This is a genomic window from Ruegeria sp. YKSF070 (genome assembly GCF_059612725.1).
Genome location: NZ_JBXWRD010000005.1, coordinates 36,551 through 58,369 on the forward strand (window position 1 = coordinate 36,551; position 21,819 = coordinate 58,369).

Consider the following 21,819-nt stretch of genomic DNA (forward strand, 5'->3'; position numbering starts at 1 on the left):
CTTTCCGACCGCTAGTGCCTGATTTGCGAGCATAAAGCGACCTACTGTCGCTGCGCGAACGTGGAATCTTCAGGCCCCGAATGAATGGGAATGACATGGACAAAATCCCCCGGCGGCGACACTCTAAAAATGCAGACTCTTGGCGAAGCATCGTGCGGCAAAACGCTTACCAATGCTAAAAAGCTTAGACAAAACGGGGGCTTTTGGCTACAAATTAGTTTAGGGGCCCAATAGTTTCAGAAGAGAAAACAATGACATCTGAAGGGATAGATTGACCATGCCCGTGCAACAACTTTTCTACAAAACGGCCGTTCCGGTCAGCGCCAAGCGGCATGGCGACCTTTCCATCAGCAGTGGAAAAACCTACGCCTTCGCGCGTCATACGAATTCAATTCCGCTCACCGCGCTTGAATTCGGTCCCGCCGCCGGCACTCATCCGATCGTATTCGCTGGAAATGGCGATGACGTGGTGCCCGCCATCATCGTCGGCACCCGCGACGACGAAAACCTGGCCGTGGATGCCGACGGCAACTGGGTCGGCAGCTACATCCCGGCCTTCGCCCGGCGTTATCCATTCGTCTTCTCGCTAGACAAGGAAAAAAATCAGTTCACCCTTTTGGTGGACGAAGAGTTCGAGGGGGCAAACCGCGACGGTCGCGGCGAGCGGTTGTTCGATTCGGACGGCGAACAGACCGGCTATCTGAAATCGGTACTGAAATTCCTGCAGGACTATCAGGCCGGCTTTGCCCGCACTCAGGCCTTTTGCAAGCGGCTTAAAGAACTCGATCTTCTGGTTCCGATGCAGGCCGAGTTCTCACTGGGCGCTGGCCAGAAGCGGACGTTGGGCGGTTTTCAGGTCGTCGACCGCGAAAAACTGAAGGCGCTATCCGGCGATGTTCTGGCCGATCTCTGCCGCAAGGATGAACTGGAATGCATCTACTTGCACCTTTCGTCGATGCGCCATTTCCATCGTATGCTGGAGCGCGCCAATACCGGATCCACCGAGGCAGAGCAGCCGACTGACACGGATGACGCGCCCGAACCGATGGCAGAGGCCTGACGCTGTCGATGCGCGCGGCAATTGTTTTCGCTGCGGCTCTGGCGGCAACGCCCTGTGGTGCCGAGGTCTACGACTGCGTGATCGATCCCTCCGAGACTGTTGACGTCGCCGGCTCCTCCGGCGGCGTCGTGACGCGGGTTCATGTCGAACCGGGAGAACAGGTCGAAAAGGGGCAACTCCTCGCCGAACTCGACTCGACGATTCAGCGTGCCACGGTCGAGATGCTGCGCCTGCGTGCCGACGACACGTCGGAAATCGAAGCGCAGAAGTCCCAGCTTGCATTTCTTGAAGCGAGGCTTGCGCGGACACAGGAACTTTCGACGCGGGGCGTCGTAAGCCGCGAGGTTCTGGAGGAGATCCAGACGGCTGTTGAATCCGCCCGATCGGTTCTGGTCCGCGCGGAACTCGCCCGCCGCCTCGCGATGGAAGAACTGAAGCGCGCCGAGGCGGTGTTGTCTCTGCTTGAAATCCACAGCCCGATCGACGGGATCGTGCTGGAACGATACTTCGACGACGGCGAATACCTGCCTCAGGAAGGGCGCTTTGCGACAATCGTCGGACTTGACCCGCTGGATGTGATCACCTTCCTGCCAGTCGCAGAATACAACACGATACAGAATGGTGACGTGGCCCAAGTCCGCCCGGCCCTGCCCGTCGACGGAGTCTACCGGGCAGAGATATTTCGCATCGACCGGGTGTTCGACGTGGCCAGCGGCACATTCGGAGTGCATCTTCGCTTGGACAATCCGGAACTTGCCATTCCCGCCGGGCATCGTTGCAAGGTTGCCTTCGGCGGTGACGGCGAAGCGTCAGCATCGGATTGAGGATGCAGGCAAACAATGTCCAGCCAATCTCACCAGGCGCAGGCCCCCTGCTCTACGACCCCGCCAAATAACCCCTCCATCCGGCGAAAGCAGCGGTGCGGCTCAGCTTGAAATTCTGACGGCTGGTGAGGCTGCGCTTCGAATTGAGAGGCTTGCAGACCGAGGCGTGGGTGGAAGCGAATTCCTGCAAGCTTCGTCTTCGCCTAGCTCCGGTCCCCGATCAGCCAGTTCACGGTCGGCAGGCTGCAGAACAGCGCGCGCACCGATGTAATCGCTGACCTGCCCTGCGGAAACGAAGAAGTCGAGCGGGCGGCCTATGCTGTCGCAGATGGCATGCAGCTTGGTGTTCGTGCCGCCCTTGGTGCGGCCGATCAGGCGTCCACGCCCGCCCTTTTTCACGCCCAGGCTGGACGCGGTGCGATGTGCCTGTAGGTTGTTCAGTCAGGCATTTTGGGTCAACAACCCGAACAGTTCGCTTTGCGATGAAATGTTCAGTTTCTTGTAGATATTGCGCCGGTGCACCTTGACCGTGTTCCCCGAGATGCCGAGCTTGTAACCGATGGCCCGGCTGGAATGACCCTGAACGATGAGTGTTGCCACTTCGGCTTCGCGGTCCGAGATTTCATCCTCTCCGTCCTGGGAAATCAACCGAAAGCGATGTTCCAGCGAGGCAGGAGCGCCTATATCCCGTTTTGCCGGCTTACCCAGAACAGACAACAGGCTTGGCACCAGCACCGTCGACAGGGCCCGGAACCTGGCGATTTCGCTGGCCCGAAACCGGCGTTTTCCGGCGTGGCGGCCTATGGACATGTTCACCGAGGTGTCGTCATCGACCCGGGCGACGAAACCCATGTCGTCGACCAGTCCCATTGGTCCGAAATAGTTCGAGTAATATTCGCTTGTCTCGAAGCGGTCGGGTGCGATCTCGCGCAGTGGGCAGGCTACCCAGTCTTCGGTTTCCATGGCCAGTTTGTAAAACGGATCGAGCAGGTATCCGAACCGGGTATAGTCCCGGTCGAACATCGCTTCGAGGTGATCTTCCAGAACCCATTTGAACAGTGATTCCGGCGCGCTGCCGCGGTGAAAACGGATCGCCAGAACGCTTTGAACCGAAAAGACATCGCGACAGAACGGGACCACGACGCTTGCGAAATCCTCGATCGAGCGAGCGGCGCACAATTGGCCAAAGAACTCGTACTCTTTTGATTTTCCTTGAAGAATGGTCCTGTCCTCCGAGTTGATAATACCATATCAGTGAAAAAAATGCATATCAATACTACTCTGGTGGTATTGAACGTTTTCCTGCTTGGTGGAACCTAAAGGTGGGAGGACGTCATGTTTCACAAAAATACAACCTGCTCGCGCCGGACGGCCCTTGTCGCATCGGAGCTGTATTACTGGCATGACACCCAGAACTGGTGCGGCTCGATGGCGCCCAGCCTGACCATTCAGCCGGCGGAGCATTTCGAGAACCCCGAAACCAAACGCCGTCTTCAGAACCTTGTTCAGGCGACGGGGCTTTGGGACCACCTTTCTCTTCTTCGGCCCGAGCGGGCGATGGATGATGTGATCCGCATGGTTCATCCGCAAAGCCACATCGACCATCTGGCCGCGGTCTGCGAACAGGGTGGCGGCGATGTGGGCGAGCTGACCCCGGCAGGTCCTGCCAGCCTGGAGATCGCGCGTCTCGCCGTGGGCGGCGTCATCACGGCGATGGACGCCGTGATGACCGGCGCCGTGGATAATGCCTATGTGCTGTGCCGCCCGCCCGGGCATCACGCACTGCCTGATCTGGCGATGGGGTTCTGCCTGTTGGCCAATGCGGCCCTGGGCATCCGGCATGTCCAGAAAACCCACGGCCTTACGCGGATCGCCGTTGTGGACTGGGATGTGCATCACGGCAACGGAACCGAGGCCGTATTCCTGAACGATCCCGGAGTGCTGACGATATCGCTGCATCAGGACAACCTCTTTCCGCTGGATTCGGGCGGCATCGAGGTAAAGGGCGCGGGCAACAGCAATATCAACGTCCCGCTGCCGCCGGGTTCGGGTTCGGGCGCCTACCGCGAAGCATTCGAACAGATCGTCATTCCGGCGCTTGATGCGTTCGCGCCCGAACTGATCGTTTTACCTTGCGGCTACGATGCCTCGGCTGTCGATCCGCTGGGTGTCTGCATGCTGTCATCCGAGGATTTCCGCTGGATGACGCGCCAGGTGATGGCGTTGGCCGACAGGCATTGCCAGGGGCGTATCGTGATGACGCATGAAGGCGGGTATTCGCCTGTCTATGTTCCCTATTGCGGATTGGCGGTTCTCGAAGAACTGAGCGGCGCATCCGATTCGCTGCCCGATCCCTATGCCGACTTCATCGCGAATTATGGCGGTCAGGCCCTGAGCAACGATCAGGCCGCCGCAATCAAGCGCGCGAAAGACGCGCATTTCTCAAACTGACACATCCAGGGAGGTCCATATGACCAAAGACTTGAAACATACCCAAACCCGGCGCGGGTTTCTGAAAGGCGCCAGCATGGCCACGGGCTCGGCCGCGATGCTGGCCGGGCTAAACAGTGCGGCACAGGCGCAATCGTCCGATCCTGTGGTGATCGGCTGCCCGGCGCCTCTGACCGGGATCGTCGCCGCGGACGGGATCGAATTCCAGCGCGGCATCCAGATGGCGGCGGACGAGATCAACGCGGTTGGCGGCATTCTGGGCCGTCCGATCGAGTTGGTCTTTGCCGACACGCAAAGCAAGGGGGTCGATGTTGTCATCCAGTCCGCTCAGCGGCTGATCGACCGGGACAACGCCAGCGCCCTGATTGCGGGCTATAACTTGGAAAACGGCACCGCGCTGCATGATGTGGCCGCCGATGCCGGAATCATCGCGATGCATGCCAACACCGTGGCCGTGCATGACGAAATGGTCAAATCCGATCCCGACCGGTATTGGGGCACCTTCCAGTACGATCCGCCCGAGACGCTGTATGGCGGCGGCTTCCTCAAGTTCCTCAAGGATATCGAGGACAATGGCGAATTCAGCCGCCCGAACAACAAGATCGCGATCATCACCGGGCCGGGCATCTATTCGGTAAACATCGCCAATGCCATCCGCGATGGGGCCGGTGAATATGGTTATGATGTCTCGCTCTATGAAACGGTGGCCATTCCGGTATCCGACTGGGGGCCGACCCTGGCCAAGCTGCGCGCCGATCCCCCGGCGGTGATCGTCGTCACGCACTTCTATCCGCAGGATCAGGCGCTGTTCATGAACCAGTTCATGACCGACCCGACAAACAGCCTTGTCTATCTGCAATATGGCGCTTCGCTGGCCGCGTTCCGCGACATTGCCGGGGACAACTCGGTTGGTGTGACCTACGCAGTCGTGCTTGGCACCTTGCAGGACGAAATAGGCGATGCCTTTGCCAAGGCCTACAAGGAACGCTATGGCGATCTGTCATCGACGGCCTCCGGCGTCCAAACCTATTCGGCGCTATATGCCTACTCCATTGCCGCCGCCTTGGCCGGTGGGCCGGGTGCGCCCTATGACGATGTGCAGAACAAGGCGGTTGCCGACCGCCTGCGGTCGCTGATCTATCGCGGGCCGGTGGGGACGATGCGTTTCCATGCCGATACCCAATCGGCCTATAGCTATCCGACCGAAACCAACGACCCGAGCCTTGGGATGCCGCATATCTTCAGCCAGATTTTCGACAAGGCGGAAGATGGCGTGTTGATCGCCCCGGCGCCCTACAAAAAGGCCGGGTTCAAGACTCCGCCCTGGATGAAGGGCTGAGGCTTTGACGGCAGAAGGGGCACATGGCTTCCTCGAGCTCCGTGGCGTGACCAAGCGCTACGGAGCCCTTGCCGCGGTCGACGGGGTGGATTTCGCCGTCGACCGTGGCGAGGTTGTCGGCATCGGCGGCCCCAACGGTGCGGGCAAGACAACCTTTTTCGACCTGATCAGCGGGTTGACCCGCACCACCGAGGGCACAATTCGCTTTCGGGATCAGGACATTACCGGTCTTGCGCCGCATCGTCTGTGCCAGCTTGGCATGGCGCGGACATTCCAGCTGAATTCCGGGTTCGACAACATGACAGTGTTTGAGAACCTGTTGGCCGCGCGCGCCTTCGGGCGCCGCAGCGCCGGGGGATGGCTGCTGACGGCGCGGGCCGACAGCCAGGCAACACAGGCGCTTCTGGAAGAGGTCGGGCTGGCCGACATCGCGTCGGAACCGGTTGCGGGCATTCCCATCCTCGCGCGAAAGAAACTGATGATCGCCACGGCCCTGATCAGCGAGCCGGACATCCTGTTGCTGGACGAACCCGTTGGCGGCCTGACGCCGCCCGAGATTGACGAATTGATCGAACTGATGCTCACGCTCAAATCACGCGGCATGACGCTGGTGTTCATCGAACATGTCATGCGTTTCCTGACCGCGGTCGCGGACCGCGCCGTCATGATGCATCAGGGCCGCATCATCTATGACGGAACGCCCGGCGGGCTGGCCAATGACAAGACCGTTGCCGAGGTTTATCTGGGCAGCGCCGGGCTTGGAGGCGCGGCATGACCCAATTGTTATCGTGTGAAAATCTGGTGTCAGGCTACCTGAACCGGCCTGTGCTGCATGGCGTTTCAATCGAGATTCCGCAGCAAGGCGTGCTGGCGTTGATCGGCCCCAACGGGCACGGCAAGACAACACTGTTGCGGACATTGTCGGGGTTTCTTCCTCTTCGCCAAGGCAAGATCACATTCGACGGGCAGGACGCCAGCCGGATGTCGGTGCAAAAGCGCGTCGAGGCCGGTCTGATCCACGTCCCGCAAGGCGATCAGCTTTTCACCGAGATGACGGTGGAGGACAACCTGTTGATGGGCGCCTATCTGGCGTCGGACAAGGCCGAGATCGCCCAGCGTCTGGCCGATGTCTATCAGTTGTTCCCCAAGCTGAAGGATCGGCGTAACCAGATCACCAGTGGCCTGTCGGGGGGCGAAAGGCGCATGGTGGGGATCGGGCGCGGCCTGATGTCGGATGCGCGGCTGATCATGCTGGACGAGCCGTCGCTGGGTCTCGCTCCCTTGGTGATCGAACAGATCTACGAGGCGCTGGACCAGTTACGCGCCCGAGGCAAAGCGTTTCTGGTGGTCGAGGAAAATCCCAGCCGTCTCATGCATTTCGCGGATCGGATCTGCCTGATGGATGCCGGCCATATCGTCTGGCAGGGCAGCACCGCCGAGGCGCGGGACTCGGGCGACATTCTCAAGACATATCTTGGAGGGCATTGACCCATGGATGTGCTCATCCAGATTTTCTTTACAGGCGTGACCCTTGGCGCGATGTATGCGCTGGCCTCGGTCGGGCTGTCGCTGATCTTTGGCACGTTGGGCATGTTCAACATGGCCCATGGGCTGTTCATGACGCTGGGCGCCTATGTCGCCTATTCGGCGGCGAATGCGTTTCAACTGCCCTTGTTTCTGGGGTTTGTGGCCGCGATGGCCGCAGGCGCGGTGATCGGTGTGCTGACGCATCTTCTGATCGTGCGCTTCATGCTGGGCACGCCGGATTTCGGAATGAACGTCATGGTCGCGACCGCAGGGCTTGGGATCGTGTTGCAGGACATCGTGCTCAAGATCTATGGCGGCTACCCCTATCCGCAGGTCGTCCGGGTTGAGGGCCTTGCCCAGCTTGGCGGCGTGAGCATCACGCTTCAGGCGCTGACCAATGTTGGGGTGGCCTTGGCGTTGATCCTGGGGACGGCGTGGCTGTTGATGAAAACCCGCTTTGGCCGGACAATCCGGGCGACGGCGATGAACCGCGAAGCCGCGATGCTGATGGGGGTCAAGGCCGATACGGTGTTTTTGCAGGTCATGGCACTGGCGGGGATGCTGGCCGGGGTCGCGGGGCTGATGATCTCGACCCAGGCGACGCTGTCGCCGCAGATGGGGGGTGACCCGCTGCTGAAGGCCTTCGTGATCTGCGTGGTCGCCGGGCTGGGCAATGTCTGGGGCGCAGGGCTTTGCGCCTTCGGCCTCGCGCTTTTGGAGGCAGCGATCGGGTATTACTTCGGCGTGCGGTTCGGATTTCCGACCATGCTCATGCTGGTGATCCTGCTTTTGATCTGGCGACCACAGGGCCTCTTTGGCCGTGAAAGGGTGGTGCGCCTATGAACCAGTCACATTCCTTGAAACGGCATCTTCTGGTGTCGGTGCTGATCGTCGCGGGCTTTGCCGCGCTGCCCCTGATCATGACACAGCGATACCTGCTGGGCGAGGTTATCCTGTTCTTTCTCTGGGCCATGGTCGCGATGAACTGGAACCTGCTGATGGGGCATGCCGGTGTCTTTTCGCTGGCCCAGATGCTGTTCTTTGCCACCGGCGCCTATGCCGTCGCGATGAGCACGTCCTATCTTGGTATTTCCATCTGGGCGGCGCTGCCGCTGGCTGCCATCGTTTCGGCGATCCTGGCCTTTTTCATCGGGCTGGCCTGCCTGCGCCTTACGGGTGCCTATGTGGCCCTGCTGACCTTTGCCATCGTCGGGATGATTCATGTCCTGATCATCACCGAGACCGAGTGTTTCACGATGGTCCGCAACTCTTGCCAGCAAATGTTCGGCGGGGCGGCAGGTTTCTCTCAGTTCGAAGATTTCGGGTTCCGGAAACTGCTTCGGGGCAACTGGATCCTGGGGAACTACTATGTCGCCCTGCTGGCCTTTGCCGTGACGATCCTGGGCATTGTCGTGATCATTCACGGGCGGCTGGGCCTGGCGTTTCGCGCCATCCGCGACAATGTCGGCTATGCCAGCAGTCGCGGCATCGACCGCCGGAAATACCAGATCGCGGCCTTTGCCATATCGGCCTTTCTGACCGGAATGGCCGGGGCGATCTATGCCGGGCATTTCCGCGCCGCCGGGCCCAGCCTGTTCGATTTCTCGACGCTGCTGTTCGTGTTGTCGATGGTCGTCGTTGGCGGCGTGGGGTCGACCTGGGGGCCGATCATCGGGGCGGGCACGATGATGCTGATCATTGAGTTTTCCAAGGGTATGGGCGACGCGCGTGATCTCATCCTGGGCGTGGCGCTGATCGTCTTTGTCGTGGTGATGCCCAAGGGGCTGGCCGGGTCAGTGCGGCAGCTTCGCCAAATGCTGGGCCGAAAGGCTTCGAAAAACGAAGAAGGGTCGAAGCTATGACCAAGGCGGATGTCATCATCGAAAACGGCCGCGTGCTGACCATGAATGCAGCCGCGCCACGGGCCGAGGCCGTCGCTCTGCAGGGCGGGACGATCCTGGCGGTGGGTGCGCGCGACGAAATCGCCGCGTTCGCTGGCCCCAAAACACGCCGCTTCAACGCGCAGGGCAACACGGTGATGCCCGGCATGGTCGAGGCGCATTTGCACCTGTTTCTGGGGGCTGCTGGCCTGCGTATGCTGCATCTCGACAATGTGCGCGGGGCGACGGCGCTGCGGGACAAGTTGCATCCCTATGCGGCGGCCAACCCCGATGCGGCGCTGCTGATCTGCAAGGCGGCGGATTATTCCCTGTTTGGCGATGGTGTTGCCACCACACGGCACTTGCTGGATGACATATTGCGCGACCGCCCGTTCATCCTGATCGCGGGGGATCATCATACCGCCTGGGCCAATACGGCTGCGTTGCAGCGCGCGGGCGTATTGCATGGACGCGACCTGCCCACGGGCAACGAGATCGTCATGGCCCCCGACGGCACGGCCACTGGCGAATTACGCGAACAGGCGGCGATTGATCCGGTCTTGTCGCTACGCTCTTCCGGCGGGCGGGAAAACCTCGGGTTGATGGGGCTGGAACCCGGTGACGGGTTGACCCCGGCGCAGCGCGATGACGATCTGCGCGTGATAAAGGAAGGGCTGGCATATTGCGCCTCTTTCGGCTTCACCAGCCTGCACAACATGGACGGAAACCTTTATCAGCTGGCCCTGCTTCGCGATCTCGAAGAGCGGGGCGAATTGATCTGCCGCACCGAAGTACCGTTCCACCTGACCCCAGATAAGCAATTGAGTTCGCTGGAAGAGGCCAGTTGGATGCATGAAACCTATCGCTCTGACCGCCTACGGTCGGGGCGGATCAAGATGTTCATGGACGGAGTGATCGACAGCGGCACGGCGTTTCTGGTCGGAGACTATACCGACCGCGCCGGTTGGAGTGGCGAGGCCTTGCATTCGGCCGAACATTTCGCCGCTGCCGCGATCGAGGCCGACAGGCGCGGGCTGCAGATCAGTGTTCATGCCATCGGTGACGCTGCCGTCCGGCGCGTGTTGGATGGGTATGGGGCCGCACGCAGGGCCAATGGCGCACGCGACAGCCGCCACCGGATCGAACATATCGAGCTTTTGCATCCCGACGATGCCCATCGCCTGCGCGAACTGGGCGTCGTGGCCTCCATGCAGCCGCCGCATCCGCCGGGCGCCATGGATTTCCCGCTGGAGCCGTGGCGCAGCAAGGCTGGCAAGGGGCGCTGGCCGCAGGCCTTTCCGGTCCGCGCCCTGTTGAGCGACGGTGTCCCGCTTGCCTTTTCATCGGATTGGCCGGTGTCGGACATCGACCCGATGCGCGGCATCAAGGCCGCGATGGTTCGTGAACGGTGGAGCGAGAATTGCCCGGACAACAGGCTGTCTCTGACAGAGGCGCTACATGGCTATACGGCTGGTGGTGCCTACGCCGGTTTCGATGAAAACCGCCTTGGCCGTATCGCGCCGGGGATGCAGGCTGATATCGTCGTGATGGACCGGGATCTCGAGGCGCTTGACCCTGAAGAGATCGACACGGCCCGTGCCGCGCTGACGCTGTGCGGCGGCGAAACAACTTGGGAGGCTTAGGAGATGGCACAGCGAAACGAGGCTGCCGCATTGGCTGCGCGGGATGGTCTTTCCCATGTTCAGGGGGGTTGCCAGCCGGAACTGTCCGACGCGACGATCCCGCAATTGCTGCGCGAAACCGCCCGGCGCGGCGGGGCCAGTGATGCGCTGATCTTTGGGGATGCGCGGCTGAGCTATGACGCGTTTTCGCAAGCGGTAGATGACCTTGCCTGCGGGTTTCTGGCGCTTGGGCTGCAAAAGGGCGACCGTCTCGGCATCTGGTCGCCCAACCGGATCGAATGGGTTCTGACGCAATTCGCCACTGCAAGGATCGGCGTGATCCTGGTCAACATCAACCCGGCCTACCGCCTGAGCGAGCTGGAATACGCCCTGAACAAGGTGGGGTGCAAGGCGCTGGTGCTGGCGCCTGCGTTCAAGACCTCGGATTATGTTGAAATGATCCGTACCCTCGCTCCGGAACTGGCAAATTTCGAGAAGGGTAGGCTGCGGGCAGAAAAGCTCCCCGAACTGCGGTATGTGATCGTCATGGGCGATAATGCAGGCCAATCCGGTGAATGGGCATTTGGGGAAATTGCCCGCATGGGCACCGCCGAACACCGGGCCCGCCTGCCGGAAATCGACAAGACGTTGCGCGCGGACGATCCGATCAACATCCAGTTCACCTCGGGCACGACGGGCCAGCCCAAGGGGGCCACTCTGACGCATCGCAACATCGTCAACAACGCGCGGTTCGTGACCGACCGGATCAACCTGACGGAACGGGACAGGCTGGCGATCCCGGTTCCGCTCTATCACTGTTTCGGCATGGTGATGGGCGTGCTTGGGGCCGTCAGCAAGGGTGCGGCGATGGTGTTTCCGGGCGAAGCCTTTGACCCGGCCCAGACGCTGGACACGGTCGAGGCCGAACGCTGCACGGCGCTTTATGGTGTGCCGACGATGTTCGTGGCGATGTTGCAGGAACTGGCGTCGACGCCGCGCGATCTGTCGTCGCTGCGCACGGGAATTATGGCGGGGTCTCCCTGTCCGGTCGATGTGATGAAGCAGGTCAACGACCGGATGCACATGGGCGAGGTGACGATCTGCTACGGCATGACCGAAACCTCGCCCGTGTCTTTTCAGAGCTTTGTCGACGACAGCACCGAAAAGCGGTGCGAAACCGTGGGCCGGATCCACCCCCACCTGGAGGTCAGGATCGTCGATGACACCGGCCAGACCGTGCCCGTGGGCGTTCAGGGAGAGCTGTGTACGCGCGGCTATTCGGTGATGCAGGGCTATTGGGACGACCCGGAGCGCACCGCCGAGGCGATCCGCGATGGCTGGATGCATACCGGTGACCTGGCCGTTCTGGACGCAGACGGGTTCTGCACGGTCACCGGGCGGGTCAAGGACATGATCATCCGAGGCGGCGAGAACATCTATCCACGCGAGATCGAGGAATTCCTGTTCGGCCATCCCGACATCAAAGAGGTCCAGGTCTTTGGCATTCCCGACGCCCGAATGGGCGAAGAGGTCTGTGCCTGGGTCGTCGCCAAACCCGGGCGCGAGATCACCGCCGAAGACGTGCGCGCCCATTGCCAGGGGCAAATCGCCCATTTCAAGGTGCCCCGGCACGTCCGCATCGTGACAGAGCTGCCGATGACCATCACCGGCAAACCCCAGAAATTCATCATGCGCGACCGGATGGTCGAAATGCTGGGCCAGGCCCAGGCCTCGGACTAACGCCTTGCCACGACAAGTGTCGACCCAGAGACAGGAGAGATGAACATGAAGCTGAGCGAATACGCCTCTTATGACGCCACGGGGCTGGCTGAACTGGTTGCCCGCAAAGAGGTTTCGGAGGACGAGCTGACCGACGCGGCGCGGCGCGGCATTGCCGCCGTGAACCCGCAGCTGAATTTCATGGTGGATGCCATCGAGCCGCCCATTGCCGGTGACAGTTCCGGCGCTTTCGCCGGGGTGCCCTTTCTGATCAAGGATATCATGATGACGGCGGCGGGGGTGCCGCAGGGGATGGGCACGCGTTTGCTGGACAACGACGTGTATGTCGCGCCGCATGATGGTGAATTGATGCGGCGGTTCAAGGCGGCGGGACTGAACACCCTGGGGCGCACCACAACGCCGGAATACGGCTTCAACGCCACGACCGAGTCAGTTGCCACAGGGCCCAGCCGTAACCCGTGGGATCCGTCCCGCACCACCGGTGGCTCCAGCGGCGGTGCCTCAGCCGCCGTGGCCGCCGGGGTTGTGCCCATGGCGCATGCCAACGACGGCGGTGGGTCCATCCGTATCCCTGCGGCCTGTTGCGGGGTGATCGGGCTCAAACCCAGCCGGGGGCGCACACCGCTTGGCCCGGATGCGCAGCTTGCCATTCTGGGGCTCGGGCACGAATTCGCGGTCACCCGCACAACGCGAGATGCCGCAGCACTGCTCGATCTGGTTGCGGGCCCCGAGGCGGGTTCGTTCATCCCTCTCGCAAACCCGCAGACGCCCTATGGCGACTGCATCAAGCGCCCGATGCAGGGCCTCAGGATCGCCATCGCGCCAACCGGTTTTCAGGGCGCCGCCCCGACCGATGCAGGTATCTCGGCCGAGGTCGTTCGCGTCGGAAAACTTCTTGCCAACCTTGGCCACAACGTCGAGGAAATCGACCACATCCCACTGGACCAGGAACAGTTTCACAGGGCGAACTACCGGTTCTGGATGGCCACGCTGGCCGCCGCCTCTCAGACGCTCACGACGGCTTTTGGTATTCCGGCCAGCACGGACGTGTACGAAACCTGCACATTGAAGGGGATCGAGGATGGTCAGGCCATGTCCGCGGTCGACATGATGGAAGCGGTGCAGATCATGGGCATGACCGGTCACCAGATGGGCGCGTTCTTTGCAGGCTACGATGCCGTGATCCTGCCGCCCTTTGCCGCACCGCCCATTCCGCTGGGCGTGCTGGACCAGAACCATCCCGACTGGAGCGCGCGGCGGTTCTATGATGAGCTCTTCAGCCGCTTCAACGCGACCGCGCCTTTCAACGTGACAGGCCAACCCGCGATCACCGTGCCCACCGGCCTGGTCGAGGGGCTGCCGGCCGGTGTGCAGATCGCGACGTCGCTGGCACGAGAGGATATTCTGCTGAACCTGTCGGCCCAGTTAGAAGACGCGACAGACTGGTCCGCGCGCCGCCCGTCGGTTTCTGTCGCCAATCTCTGAAGACTGGGGAGGCCGGGCGTTGGCGCAAGCCATCGGGAGAGGTGAGTTGAGCGAGCCTTGACCCAATCGAAGATGCTCTTGGCGAGCGCCTTGTCATGGACATGCGCCCCTTTCGGGGCGTACGAGCCCTCGTAGTCGTCAGTTCGGCGAACCTGACGGCTAAAGAGCCATGCCACGCCAAAATTCAAGTTCAACCAGCGTTCGTTGTCGGCTGTCAGTCCTTAAAAAACGATAAGGCAAATGCCTTTGTCTGATCTCGAAATCGGGTCCAGTCCTCGTGGTCCATTTGATCTTTGTCGAGGAAGAAAGCCACTTCTGGACTGAAAGCGACATAGAAGTGCTGGGCGCTCCAGATTTGAAAGAGGAAGGCAAACGGATCGGTTCGCCGCATAACGCCTTCGTCCATGTACCCTTGAAGCAGCGCAATGGAGCGGGCCACGATCGATCGAGATCCCCGCCTCTCCATCGCTTCGATGCCAAAGGCACCACCCGATAGCATTTCGGAAATCAGCAACTTGCTTTGGTGGGGTTTGGTTTCGGCTTGTAGAAAAATATGCTCGATGTAGTCGGAAATTACAGCCTTCGGCGAACCCTCACGATCACTGGGGCTGAGGCTGCGCCACTCTCGGAAAATGCGGTCGATAACGTCTGTGTAAAGGCTCTCCTTGCTGTTGAAGAAATAGAGCACCTGCCGCTTCTGTAGCCCGGCACGGTCGGCAATGGACTGAACCGAAGTGCCACTCAGGCCGTTGCTGGCAAATTCGATCTCGGCGGCATCCATGATGCTTTGCATCCTTTTCGCCCGCACGTGGTTGACCCGTTGCGGCTTTGAAGCTGCTTCCGGAACCGTCGTCGATTGCGTAGCTGGAACCATGGATTGATCTGTCTTTCCGCGCTTGCCGTTCATCGAACTTCTTCCTTTTCACCGAGCCACCCCCGTACCTATTCGCGGGCGCCGGATCGGAAACGTGTAAACCGGCTCGTGCTGATCTCGCTGTCGGCTCCTGAGTTCCAGTATGCACGATAGGTTTTCGTTGACAAACTCATATCTGCACCAAATGGTGTAATTTTATCAAATGGTGCGGAAAGGCGGGTGACTGCCCATGAACATGTCCGAATTCATTGCCTCGATGCCCAAGGCCGAGTTGCACATACACATTGAAGGAACTGTGTCGGCGGCCAAGGTTCTGGAATTGGCGAACCGCAATGGTGTCGACATTCCCTATGCCACAGAGGCGCAACTCCTTGCGGCTCAGGACTATGGCACGCCCGCGCTGAAGAATTTTCTCGATTACCACTACATGTGCTCCAGCGTTCTGCGTACTGGACAGGACATCTTCGACATTACGCGGGAATTCCTGAACAGGTGTCAGGTAGAAAACATCCGTCACGTTGAGATGTTTTTTGACCCGCAGCAGCATATTGATCGTGGTGTCGGTTTCGACGAGATGATGGATGCACTGAAGACCGCGTGTCGCGCGTCGGAGGTCTCGACCGGGTTGATCATTTGCATGAACCGCGAGCGCTCGTTGGAAAGCGCGATGGAGATGCTGGACCTCGCGGAAATACAGCGGGACGATATCCTCGGGGTGGGGTTGGATTCCTACGAGGAAGGCAATCCTCCGATCAAGTTCCAGCACTTTTACGACCGTGCCCGTGAGGAAGGTTATCGTCTGACGGCGCATTGTGATTGCGATCAGAAAAACGCGGTCGAGCATGCAAACCAATGTGTGCACAAGCTGGGTCTGGAACGCATTGATCATGGGTTGCATGTACTGGATGACCCGGCGCTGATTGACGTTGTGCGGGACCGCAAGATCACTTTGACCATGTGCCCGACATGGCGTCCGTCAGACCCGGAACCGCGGCGTTTGGCGGCCTAGCGCAAGATGCTGGATCTGGGGCTGCGTGTGTGCCTTAACACCGACGATCCTGAGGAATTCGCAAGCCGGTATCTGACCAACACCATGCAACAGGTGCAACAGCACGGTGATTTCAGTGCCGAAGACATGACGCAGTTCATGCGAAACGCCTTTGATGGCGCTTGGATCAGCGCAAGGCACATTTGCAGGAACTCGAAGCCCACCTGAAGACGCACATCGCATAAAAACTGTTATATAATAAAATGTTACGCTACTCTTGGCGCGAGAGATCAGAGGAAGATCCAATCCGTTTCACGGAAATCTCAAGAAAAACTGAGATATGGGCAGATGACGGTTTGACCGCTCGTCTTCGACTTCGTTCTTCTCCCGCAGCGCCTATTCAAGGCCCCTTTCACCCATTTGGCTCACAGCATTCATTGCTGATCGTCGCAAGAACTGTTCAAGTCTCGCTACCCCTGGCTTAAAGCTTCCACCTTTGCGCATCACCATATGATACGTCCGGTGCAACACCGGATTGACCAGCGGCACAATCCTTAGCCGCGGGTTCTGATGCTCCTCGGCGACAATTCTGGGAAGCAAGGTTGCCAGACCGCGGTGCAAGACCAGCCCCATAAGTGTGCTGCGATAGCGGGCAGTGGCGGCCGGATGGTAATCCAGGCCAACGCTATGAAAAGCTGCTGCTAGTTCGGCGTGGGTTTCCGTCGCTTTCGCGAATGAAGTCATGCGCACGTGTTCGAGATCTCTCAATTCAATCGACTCCCGGTCAGCCAGCGCGTGTTCTTCTGAAACGACGAGAGCCAATTGATCGCGGAACAGTTTACTGATCCGAAAGCTTTCAGGTCTTCTGATTTCAGTAACGACCCCGATATCCGTATCGCCGACCTCAACCTCCTTATAGACATCCGTGTCGAGCCCGTCATAGATCGTAACCTGTATTCCGGGGTTTTCATGCTCGAACTGGTTCAGCAACCTCGGCAGGAAATTCGATGTCAGGCTTGTTACTGCCGAAATCTTCAGCTCCGCAAAAGGTTTCTGCAGGCCGTTGGTGAGGCCTCTGGAAATGTCGTCGAACTGGTTCAGCAACAACTCGACGACCGGAAAGATTTCTCTGCCCTTTGACGTCAGTTTCACCGAACGCCCAACCCGGTCAAAGAGCTTTGCGTTTATCGCCTCTTCCAGCAGGGAAACGCCGCGGGAGAGCGACGGCTGCGCTACACCGCAAAGCTTTGCGGCCTTAGTGAAATTCTCCACCTTCGCGGCAGCGTAGAAATAGGAGAGATGTCTCCGACTGATGCGCGGATCGTGGCGGTTGACTGCGAGTTTATCAATCAGGTGCTCCATAGGGGCATCCTGATTGATCTCACGCGCGATTGGCAATGGCCTTACGTCGGGGTCTTGGAGTCGAGACACTTGCCGTCCTGTCACGCATCGCGCAAGCCATGCTTCTTCACCGCTTGGTCGAACAGATCCAGGAACTGCTCGGTCATCGCGCGCCGCGTTGCGTCGTCAATCCAGGCACCGTCCAGACCGTTCAACATGAAGCTGCGCAGATCTTCGAGACCATAGTCAAAGGCCGCGTGCATCGTTTTCCAGACCGTGTTCGGAGAGGTGTTGTGGAAGGTGGGATCATCGGTGTTGGGATGGATTTTCAGGCCGGTCCGGCCCATCGCTCGGATCGGATGCTTTTCGGCCCATTCATCAGGTGACAACACGTTCAGGTAATGGGTGTTCGTCGGCGCCACCGTAAAGACGATTTCCTCGTCAATGCAGGGTTGCAGCAGGTCCGGATTGTCCAGAACCGTATAGCCATGGTCGATGCGATCGACCTTCAGAAGATCGAGACAGGTTTCGATATTGCGCCAATGGCTGCCGTTCTCGCCGGCATGTGCCGTCAGCTTCCATCCTGCCTCCTGCGCCATCCGATAGGCTTTCCAGAAACCTTCGGGCGGGAAACGTTCATCCTCCATATAGTCGATGCCGAGGCCGATCATCCTGGGATGCGGCGCGGCCAGCGCGCGTTCGATCATCACGACCGCGTCTTCGGGACTGGCTTCGCGGTCGATCGAATGGATGATCCGGGACACGATACCGAAATCGCGCTCCGCGTCCTCCATTGCCTGAATGACTGCGCCTTGCGCCGCGTCGAACGACAGGTCGGGGGCATGCAACAGTGTTCCGGTGGTGTTCCAGAACAGTTCCGCATAGCGCACGTTCTCAGCGCGCAGGTCTTCAAGGCATTCGCGCGTCACGCGGTAGAGGCGGTCTTCCGTGCCAAAGATATGCTTTTCCATAGACCGAAAAGCATGCAGGACACCACGCGGTTTTTCTCCTCGGACGTAGTATCCCGCCACGTCTTCCTCGGTCAGCGGTGCCGAGGTTTCGCGGACGAAGTCCTGCAAGGTTGCCTCGCGAATGGTGCCGTAAAGGTGGCAGTGGATATCCACCTTGGGGATATCGGCGAAGAACCCATCGGGGATTGGTCCATGTGCATGGCTCTGTTTCATTGGGCGCTCCTCCCTTTAGGCAAAAATCTTGAGACCGACCGTGCGGCTGGTGATGGCGAAAATGATGAGGGTAATCACCAACATGATGGTCGAGATCGCCGCCGGTGTCGGGTCAGCCGAATATTCGATATGGGCCATCATCTCGACCGGCAGCGTTGAGGCCCTTGGGCCAGTCAGAAAGATCGAAAGCGAGACGTCGTTGAACGACATCGTGAAAGCCAGGATGCCGCCCGAAACGATCCCCGGGCGGGCCATCGGCAAGACCACATTGCGGAAGGTCTCGAAGGGCGTGGCCCCAAGACCGAGGCTTGCCTCCTCAAGCGTGATGTCCGTGCCCGCCATCGCCGACCAGACGGAGCGCACGACAAATGGCACCGTGATCATGATGTGGCCGCCGATCAGATTGACAAAGTTGTTGCCTTCCAGCGCCAAGGTTACCAGCAGGTTGAACAGGCCGAAGCCCAAAACGACAATTGGCAGCAGCAATGGCGTGAGCACGACGAATTCGACGATTGCCTTGGCGCCGAATGTGCCGCGAGCAAGCGCCCGCGCCACGAGTATGCCGATCACCGCTGAAATCGCCGTGGCGATGATCGCGATCACAAAGCTCGTAACGATGGAGCGCGAGAACCACGACAGCGAAAAGACCTCGCAATACCAGCGCAGGGAAAACTCCGGTGGCGGGAATGTCAGGTAGGATGCCGAGGTGAAGGAGGAAATCACCACGATGACGATCGACCCCAACAAAAAGAGAAAGCCGGCCACCATCATGGCAACGGACAGTGTTTTTCCCGCCATCAAAAGGGCGTTTTCCGCACGAAAACTATTCATAGGATTTCATCACCTTTTGCCCGACCCAGCGCTGCAGCCAGACAAAAGCCAGGGCCAGAATGACGAGGACAAGTCCCACCGCTGCGGCTGCCGACCAGTCGAAGGGGGTGAAGGCATAGGTGTAGATCAGCGTTGTCAGCAGCGGCGCCCGGCCACCGCCCAGCAGAAGCGGGGTCGCAAACGCGGTCAATGCCAAAGCGAAGACCAGCAAGGTTCCGGTCAAGAGCCCCGGCACGCTAATCGGGATGACGATACGGAAAAAGGTCGTGACCGGGTTCGCACCGAGGCTCATCGAGGCTTCTTCCAGATTGCTGTCCGCCTTTTGCAGGCTCGCCATAAGGGACAGCACCATGTAGGGCAGCAGCAACTGGCTTTCGCCAAGAATGACGGCGGTTTCCGAATAAAGCAGGTCGACCGGGCTGGAGACGATCCCGAGGCCCAGAAGAACTTGGTTGAAGATGCCCGACGGGCTGAGAACCACGATCCAGCCATAGGCGCGCACCACCACCGAGACCATCAACGGGAACACAAGCATTGGCAGCAGGATTGACTGCATCCGCGGGCCAGCCCGCAGAAAACCGATGGCCAGCGGATACCCCAGGACAATCGTGATCAGGGTCACGATGATCGCCACGCGGATGGTGCGCCAGAACGCCTGAAACGCCAGTTTGCTGTTCCAGAGCTTTTCGAAGTTGGCCAGCGTGAAACCTTCGATATCTGGCGAGGTAAAGGCCGAGGTCAGCATCATCACGGCAGGAACGACCGCCAGAAGCCCGACGATGATGAAGGCCGGGAGCGACAGGGCCCAGTTTCTTTGGGTGGCGCTCAGCATGGGTCAGTCCCGCTCCAGGATCTTGATACGATCCGGCGGAAGCTTCAGGTTAGTATTCCCGCTCAGCCGTTGGCCTTTCCCGGTCTTGAGAATGATGGGCGCCTCCGACAAGTCGGTCTGCATCTGGTAGACATTGTAGTTGCCCGTATAGGCCTCGCCGACTACCTGTCCCGCGAATTGCCCGGTTTCGTCTCCCGCCAGTTCCAGATCACTGCTGCGAAACGCCGCCATGATATCGGTTCCCGAGACCGTATCGGACAGGGCGGCAAACTCGTGCCCCGCGATGCGAACCCCGTCCGATGTTCGCTCTGCTGGGAGGATATTCTCGATCCCAATGAAATCGGCCACGAATGCGCAGTTGGGGTTATCCCAGATCTCGCGCGGGCTGCCGACCTGTTTGACGACCGCGTTGTTCATCACGACGATCTGGTCCGACAGGGTAAACGCCTCTTCCTGATCATGCGTCACCAGCAAGGTGGTCACGCCCGATTGGCGCTGAATCCGTTTCAACTCGAACCGCATTTCGTCGCGCAGCTTGGCGTCAAGCGCCGATAGAGGTTCGTCAAGAAGCATGACAGCGGGTTCGATAACAAGTGCGCGCGCCAGCGCGACGCGCTGCCGCTGACCTCCACTGAGCTGGCGGGGGTATTTCAGATGGCTGTCAGGCAATCCGACGCGGTTCAGGGCGTCATCCGTCTTGCGGGCGATCTAATCCCTGTCCATCTTGCGCATCTTCAACCCGTAACCGACATTGTCGGCCACGGTCATGAAGGTAAACAACGCATAAGACTGAAAGACGATCCCGATGTTGCGTCGCCAAGGCGGGATGTCGTTGACCGGCCTGTCGTCCAGCAGGATATCGCCTGATGTCGCGGTCTCGAAGCCGGCAATGGCACGCAATGTCGTTGTCTTGCCGCATCCACTGGGACCGAGAATGCTGATCAGGCTGCCGGTTTCCGCCCGAAAACTCGCGTCCCGCACGGCGGTGAACTCGCCGTATTTCTTGACAAGATTTCTGACTTCAACCGAGGACATGGGCAACTCCGATTATTGTTGCGGGGCGTCTCAATCTGGTTGAAACGCCCCGCTCAGGGAGAGACTCAGTTCGCGATGACGGTTTCCTGCCAAAGCTGAACCCAATCCGCCTTGTTTGCGGCGATCGTCTTGATGTCCCAGAAATTGAGCTTTTCGAGATCATCGATCGACAGCGAATTCGAGGACGGTTCGACGACCGAGAAATCGACATTGGCCGATACCGGCGTTTCGCCCTGTTCGACCAAGAGCTTTGTCTGAACTTCGTCCGACATCATGTAGTTGATGAACTTTTCGGCCAGTTCGGCGTTGGGCGAGCCTTCGACGACGCACATGAGATTGAGGATGCCGATGCCGCCTTCTTCGGGCCAGGCGAAATCCATGGGGATGCCGTCTTCCTTGCGCACAAAGATGTTCAGTTCAGGCGCCATGGATACGTCACCGCGCACCACGCTCTCCAGGATCTGGGCGTTCTGATAGAACTGGATGCTGTCCTTTGCCGATTTGACGGCTTCGAGCCCCGGCGCGATGTTGTCGATGCCGCCGCCTTTGAGTTCGGCCATCTTCACAGCCAGCATGGTCGCATAGGAGATGCCGATATCTGGGTATCCCGCCTTGCCCTTCAGGTCAGAGCGCAGCAGGTCGGCCCAGGAAAACTCTGCCCCGTCACCGAACTCGTCGGTGTTATAGGCAAGGCCCGCGCCAAGCACGACAAAGGCCGGGCAGGCACCGTCACCCATCGGATCTTTGGCAAAGTCACGCAGGTTGGCGAGGTTGGGGGCGTTCTCCGGGTTCAAATTCGCGATCAG

18 protein-coding genes and 3 pseudogenes are annotated in these 21,819 nt (G+C 59.7%); 12 read left to right on the forward strand and 9 right to left on the reverse strand.

Translation table 11 applies throughout. The annotated features are described in order from the left end of the window. Positions 1 to 277 precede the first annotated feature (277 nt). On the forward strand, positions 278 to 1,060 hold the full coding sequence (locus AC2FL1_RS03830) for a SapC family protein (RefSeq protein ID WP_496876116.1): 783 nt from the start codon (positions 278 to 280) through the stop codon (positions 1,058 to 1,060). Between the two features lie 8 nt (positions 1,061 to 1,068). Then, positions 1,069 to 1,884, forward strand: a complete 816-nt coding sequence (locus tag AC2FL1_RS03835) for an efflux RND transporter periplasmic adaptor subunit (protein ID WP_496876033.1) — start codon at positions 1,069 to 1,071, stop codon at positions 1,882 to 1,884. Between the two features lie 209 nt (positions 1,885 to 2,093). Here AC2FL1_RS03835 and AC2FL1_RS03840 read toward each other — a convergent pair. Further along, positions 2,094 to 2,316 (reverse strand): annotated as a pseudogene (locus AC2FL1_RS03840) (IS5/IS1182 family transposase); the annotation flags it as partial. Positions 2,317 to 2,325: 9 nt separating this feature from the next. Next, positions 2,326 to 3,063 carry a helix-turn-helix transcriptional regulator gene (locus AC2FL1_RS03845; protein ID WP_496876034.1) on the reverse strand — a complete coding sequence of 246 codons (738 nt, stop codon included), beginning with the start codon at positions 3,061 to 3,063 and terminating at the stop codon, positions 2,326 to 2,328. 156 nt (positions 3,064 to 3,219) lie between these two features. On the opposite strand from AC2FL1_RS03845, the gene AC2FL1_RS03850 reads away from it, so the two are divergent. The 9 genes from AC2FL1_RS03850 to AC2FL1_RS03890 are packed head-to-tail and all read left to right on the forward strand — an operon-like array spanning position 3,220 to position 13,928. Next, positions 3,220 to 4,335, forward strand: a complete 1,116-nt coding sequence (locus AC2FL1_RS03850; protein WP_496876035.1) for a class II histone deacetylase — start codon at positions 3,220 to 3,222, stop codon at positions 4,333 to 4,335. Positions 4,336 to 4,354: 19 nt separating this feature from the next. Next, positions 4,355 to 5,674, forward strand: coding sequence for an ABC transporter substrate-binding protein (locus tag AC2FL1_RS03855; RefSeq protein ID WP_496876036.1), 1,320 nt, complete (start codon positions 4,355 to 4,357; stop codon positions 5,672 to 5,674). 46 nt (positions 5,675 to 5,720) lie between these two features. After that, positions 5,721 to 6,449, forward strand: coding sequence for an ABC transporter ATP-binding protein (locus AC2FL1_RS03860; protein ID WP_496825118.1), 729 nt, complete (start codon positions 5,721 to 5,723; stop codon positions 6,447 to 6,449). Beyond that, positions 6,446 to 7,162 carry an ABC transporter ATP-binding protein gene (locus AC2FL1_RS03865; protein ID WP_496876037.1) on the forward strand — a complete coding sequence of 239 codons (717 nt, stop codon included), beginning with the start codon at positions 6,446 to 6,448 and terminating at the stop codon, positions 7,160 to 7,162. Before AC2FL1_RS03860 ends, AC2FL1_RS03865 begins: the two co-directional genes overlap by 4 nt. 3 nt (positions 7,163 to 7,165) lie before the next feature. After that, entirely contained in the window at positions 7,166 to 8,044 is an 879-nt protein-coding gene (locus AC2FL1_RS03870; RefSeq protein WP_496876038.1) for a branched-chain amino acid ABC transporter permease, read from the forward strand. 14 nt (positions 8,045 to 8,058) lie between these two features. Then, positions 8,059 to 9,063 (forward strand): branched-chain amino acid ABC transporter permease, encoded by a 1,005-nt coding sequence (locus tag AC2FL1_RS03875; protein ID WP_496825121.1) that lies wholly within the window; start codon positions 8,059 to 8,061, stop codon positions 9,061 to 9,063. Beyond that, on the forward strand, positions 9,060 to 10,724 hold the full coding sequence (locus AC2FL1_RS03880) for an amidohydrolase (RefSeq protein ID WP_496876039.1): 1,665 nt from the start codon (positions 9,060 to 9,062) through the stop codon (positions 10,722 to 10,724). Before AC2FL1_RS03875 ends, AC2FL1_RS03880 begins: the two co-directional genes overlap by 4 nt. Before the next feature lie 3 nt (positions 10,725 to 10,727). Next, a complete protein-coding gene (locus tag AC2FL1_RS03885) occupies positions 10,728 to 12,443 on the forward strand; it encodes an AMP-binding protein (RefSeq protein ID WP_496876040.1) in 1,716 nt (571 codons plus the stop codon). Between the two features lie 39 nt (positions 12,444 to 12,482). Beyond that, on the forward strand, positions 12,483 to 13,928 hold the full coding sequence (locus tag AC2FL1_RS03890) for an amidase (RefSeq protein ID WP_496876041.1): 1,446 nt from the start codon (positions 12,483 to 12,485) through the stop codon (positions 13,926 to 13,928). A 214-nt stretch (positions 13,929 to 14,142) separates the two neighbouring features. On the opposite strand, the gene AC2FL1_RS03895 is transcribed toward AC2FL1_RS03890, so the two are convergent. Continuing rightward, entirely contained in the window at positions 14,143 to 14,835 is a 693-nt protein-coding gene (locus tag AC2FL1_RS03895) for a TetR family transcriptional regulator C-terminal domain-containing protein (RefSeq protein WP_496876042.1), read from the reverse strand. 223 nt (positions 14,836 to 15,058) lie between these two features. Here AC2FL1_RS03895 and add point away from each other — a divergent pair. Next, positions 15,059 to 16,018: pseudogene (add, locus tag AC2FL1_RS03900) on the forward strand (adenosine deaminase). Between the two features lie 168 nt (positions 16,019 to 16,186). Here the strand turns inward: add and AC2FL1_RS03905 are convergent. The 6 genes and pseudogenes from AC2FL1_RS03905 to AC2FL1_RS03930 all read right to left on the reverse strand — a co-directional run bounded on the left by AC2FL1_RS03905 (position 16,187) and on the right by AC2FL1_RS03930 (position 21,819). Then, entirely contained in the window at positions 16,187 to 17,152 is a 966-nt protein-coding gene (locus tag AC2FL1_RS03905; RefSeq protein ID WP_496825126.1) for a LysR family transcriptional regulator, read from the reverse strand. Positions 17,153 to 17,232: 80 nt separating this feature from the next. Continuing rightward, complete coding sequence (locus tag AC2FL1_RS03910) at positions 17,233 to 18,315, reverse strand: adenosine deaminase family protein (RefSeq protein WP_496876043.1); 1,083 nt, start codon at positions 18,313 to 18,315, stop codon at positions 17,233 to 17,235. Between the two features lie 15 nt (positions 18,316 to 18,330). Further along, complete coding sequence (locus tag AC2FL1_RS03915; protein ID WP_496876044.1) at positions 18,331 to 19,086, reverse strand: ABC transporter permease; 756 nt, start codon at positions 19,084 to 19,086, stop codon at positions 18,331 to 18,333. A 52-nt stretch (positions 19,087 to 19,138) separates the two neighbouring features. Then, positions 19,139 to 19,978 carry an ABC transporter permease gene (locus AC2FL1_RS03920; RefSeq protein WP_496876045.1) on the reverse strand — a complete coding sequence of 280 codons (840 nt, stop codon included), beginning with the start codon at positions 19,976 to 19,978 and terminating at the stop codon, positions 19,139 to 19,141. A 3-nt stretch (positions 19,979 to 19,981) separates the two neighbouring features. Further along, a pseudogene (locus tag AC2FL1_RS03925) lies at positions 19,982 to 21,013 on the reverse strand (ABC transporter ATP-binding protein). Positions 21,014 to 21,078: 65 nt separating this feature from the next. Continuing rightward, positions 21,079 to 21,819: an extracellular solute-binding protein gene (locus AC2FL1_RS03930; protein WP_496876117.1), complete on the reverse strand. Its 741-nt coding sequence runs from the start codon at positions 21,817 to 21,819 to the stop codon at positions 21,079 to 21,081.

Excerpts from the sequence above, each read along its gene's own strand:
- AC2FL1_RS03890 (WP_496876041.1), top strand. The coding sequence starts at position 12,483 with ATGAACATGAAGCTGAGCGAATACGCCTCTTATGACGCCACGGGGCTG.
- AC2FL1_RS03835 (WP_496876033.1), top strand. The coding sequence starts at position 1,069 with ATGCGCGCGGCAATTGTTTTCGCTGCGGCTCTGGCGGCAACGCCCTGT.
- AC2FL1_RS03905 (WP_496825126.1), bottom strand. The coding sequence starts at position 17,152 with ATGGAGCACCTGATTGATAAACTCGCAGTCAACCGCCACGATCCGCGC.
- AC2FL1_RS03885 (WP_496876040.1), top strand. The coding sequence starts at position 10,728 with ATGGCACAGCGAAACGAGGCTGCCGCATTGGCTGCGCGGGATGGTCTT.
- AC2FL1_RS03910 (WP_496876043.1), bottom strand. The coding sequence starts at position 18,315 with ATGAAACAGAGCCATGCACATGGACCAATCCCCGATGGGTTCTTCGCC.
- AC2FL1_RS03880 (WP_496876039.1), top strand. The coding sequence starts at position 9,060 with ATGACCAAGGCGGATGTCATCATCGAAAACGGCCGCGTGCTGACCATG.
- AC2FL1_RS03865 (WP_496876037.1), top strand. The coding sequence starts at position 6,446 with ATGACCCAATTGTTATCGTGTGAAAATCTGGTGTCAGGCTACCTGAAC.
- AC2FL1_RS03850 (WP_496876035.1), top strand. The coding sequence starts at position 3,220 with ATGTTTCACAAAAATACAACCTGCTCGCGCCGGACGGCCCTTGTCGCA.
- AC2FL1_RS03920 (WP_496876045.1), bottom strand. The coding sequence starts at position 19,978 with ATGCTGAGCGCCACCCAAAGAAACTGGGCCCTGTCGCTCCCGGCCTTC.
- AC2FL1_RS03870 (WP_496876038.1), top strand. The coding sequence starts at position 7,166 with ATGGATGTGCTCATCCAGATTTTCTTTACAGGCGTGACCCTTGGCGCG.
- AC2FL1_RS03855 (WP_496876036.1), top strand. The coding sequence starts at position 4,355 with ATGACCAAAGACTTGAAACATACCCAAACCCGGCGCGGGTTTCTGAAA.
- AC2FL1_RS03830 (WP_496876116.1), top strand. The coding sequence starts at position 278 with ATGCCCGTGCAACAACTTTTCTACAAAACGGCCGTTCCGGTCAGCGCC.
- AC2FL1_RS03895 (WP_496876042.1), bottom strand. The coding sequence starts at position 14,835 with ATGAACGGCAAGCGCGGAAAGACAGATCAATCCATGGTTCCAGCTACG.
- AC2FL1_RS03915 (WP_496876044.1), bottom strand. The coding sequence starts at position 19,086 with ATGATGGTGGCCGGCTTTCTCTTTTTGTTGGGGTCGATCGTCATCGTG.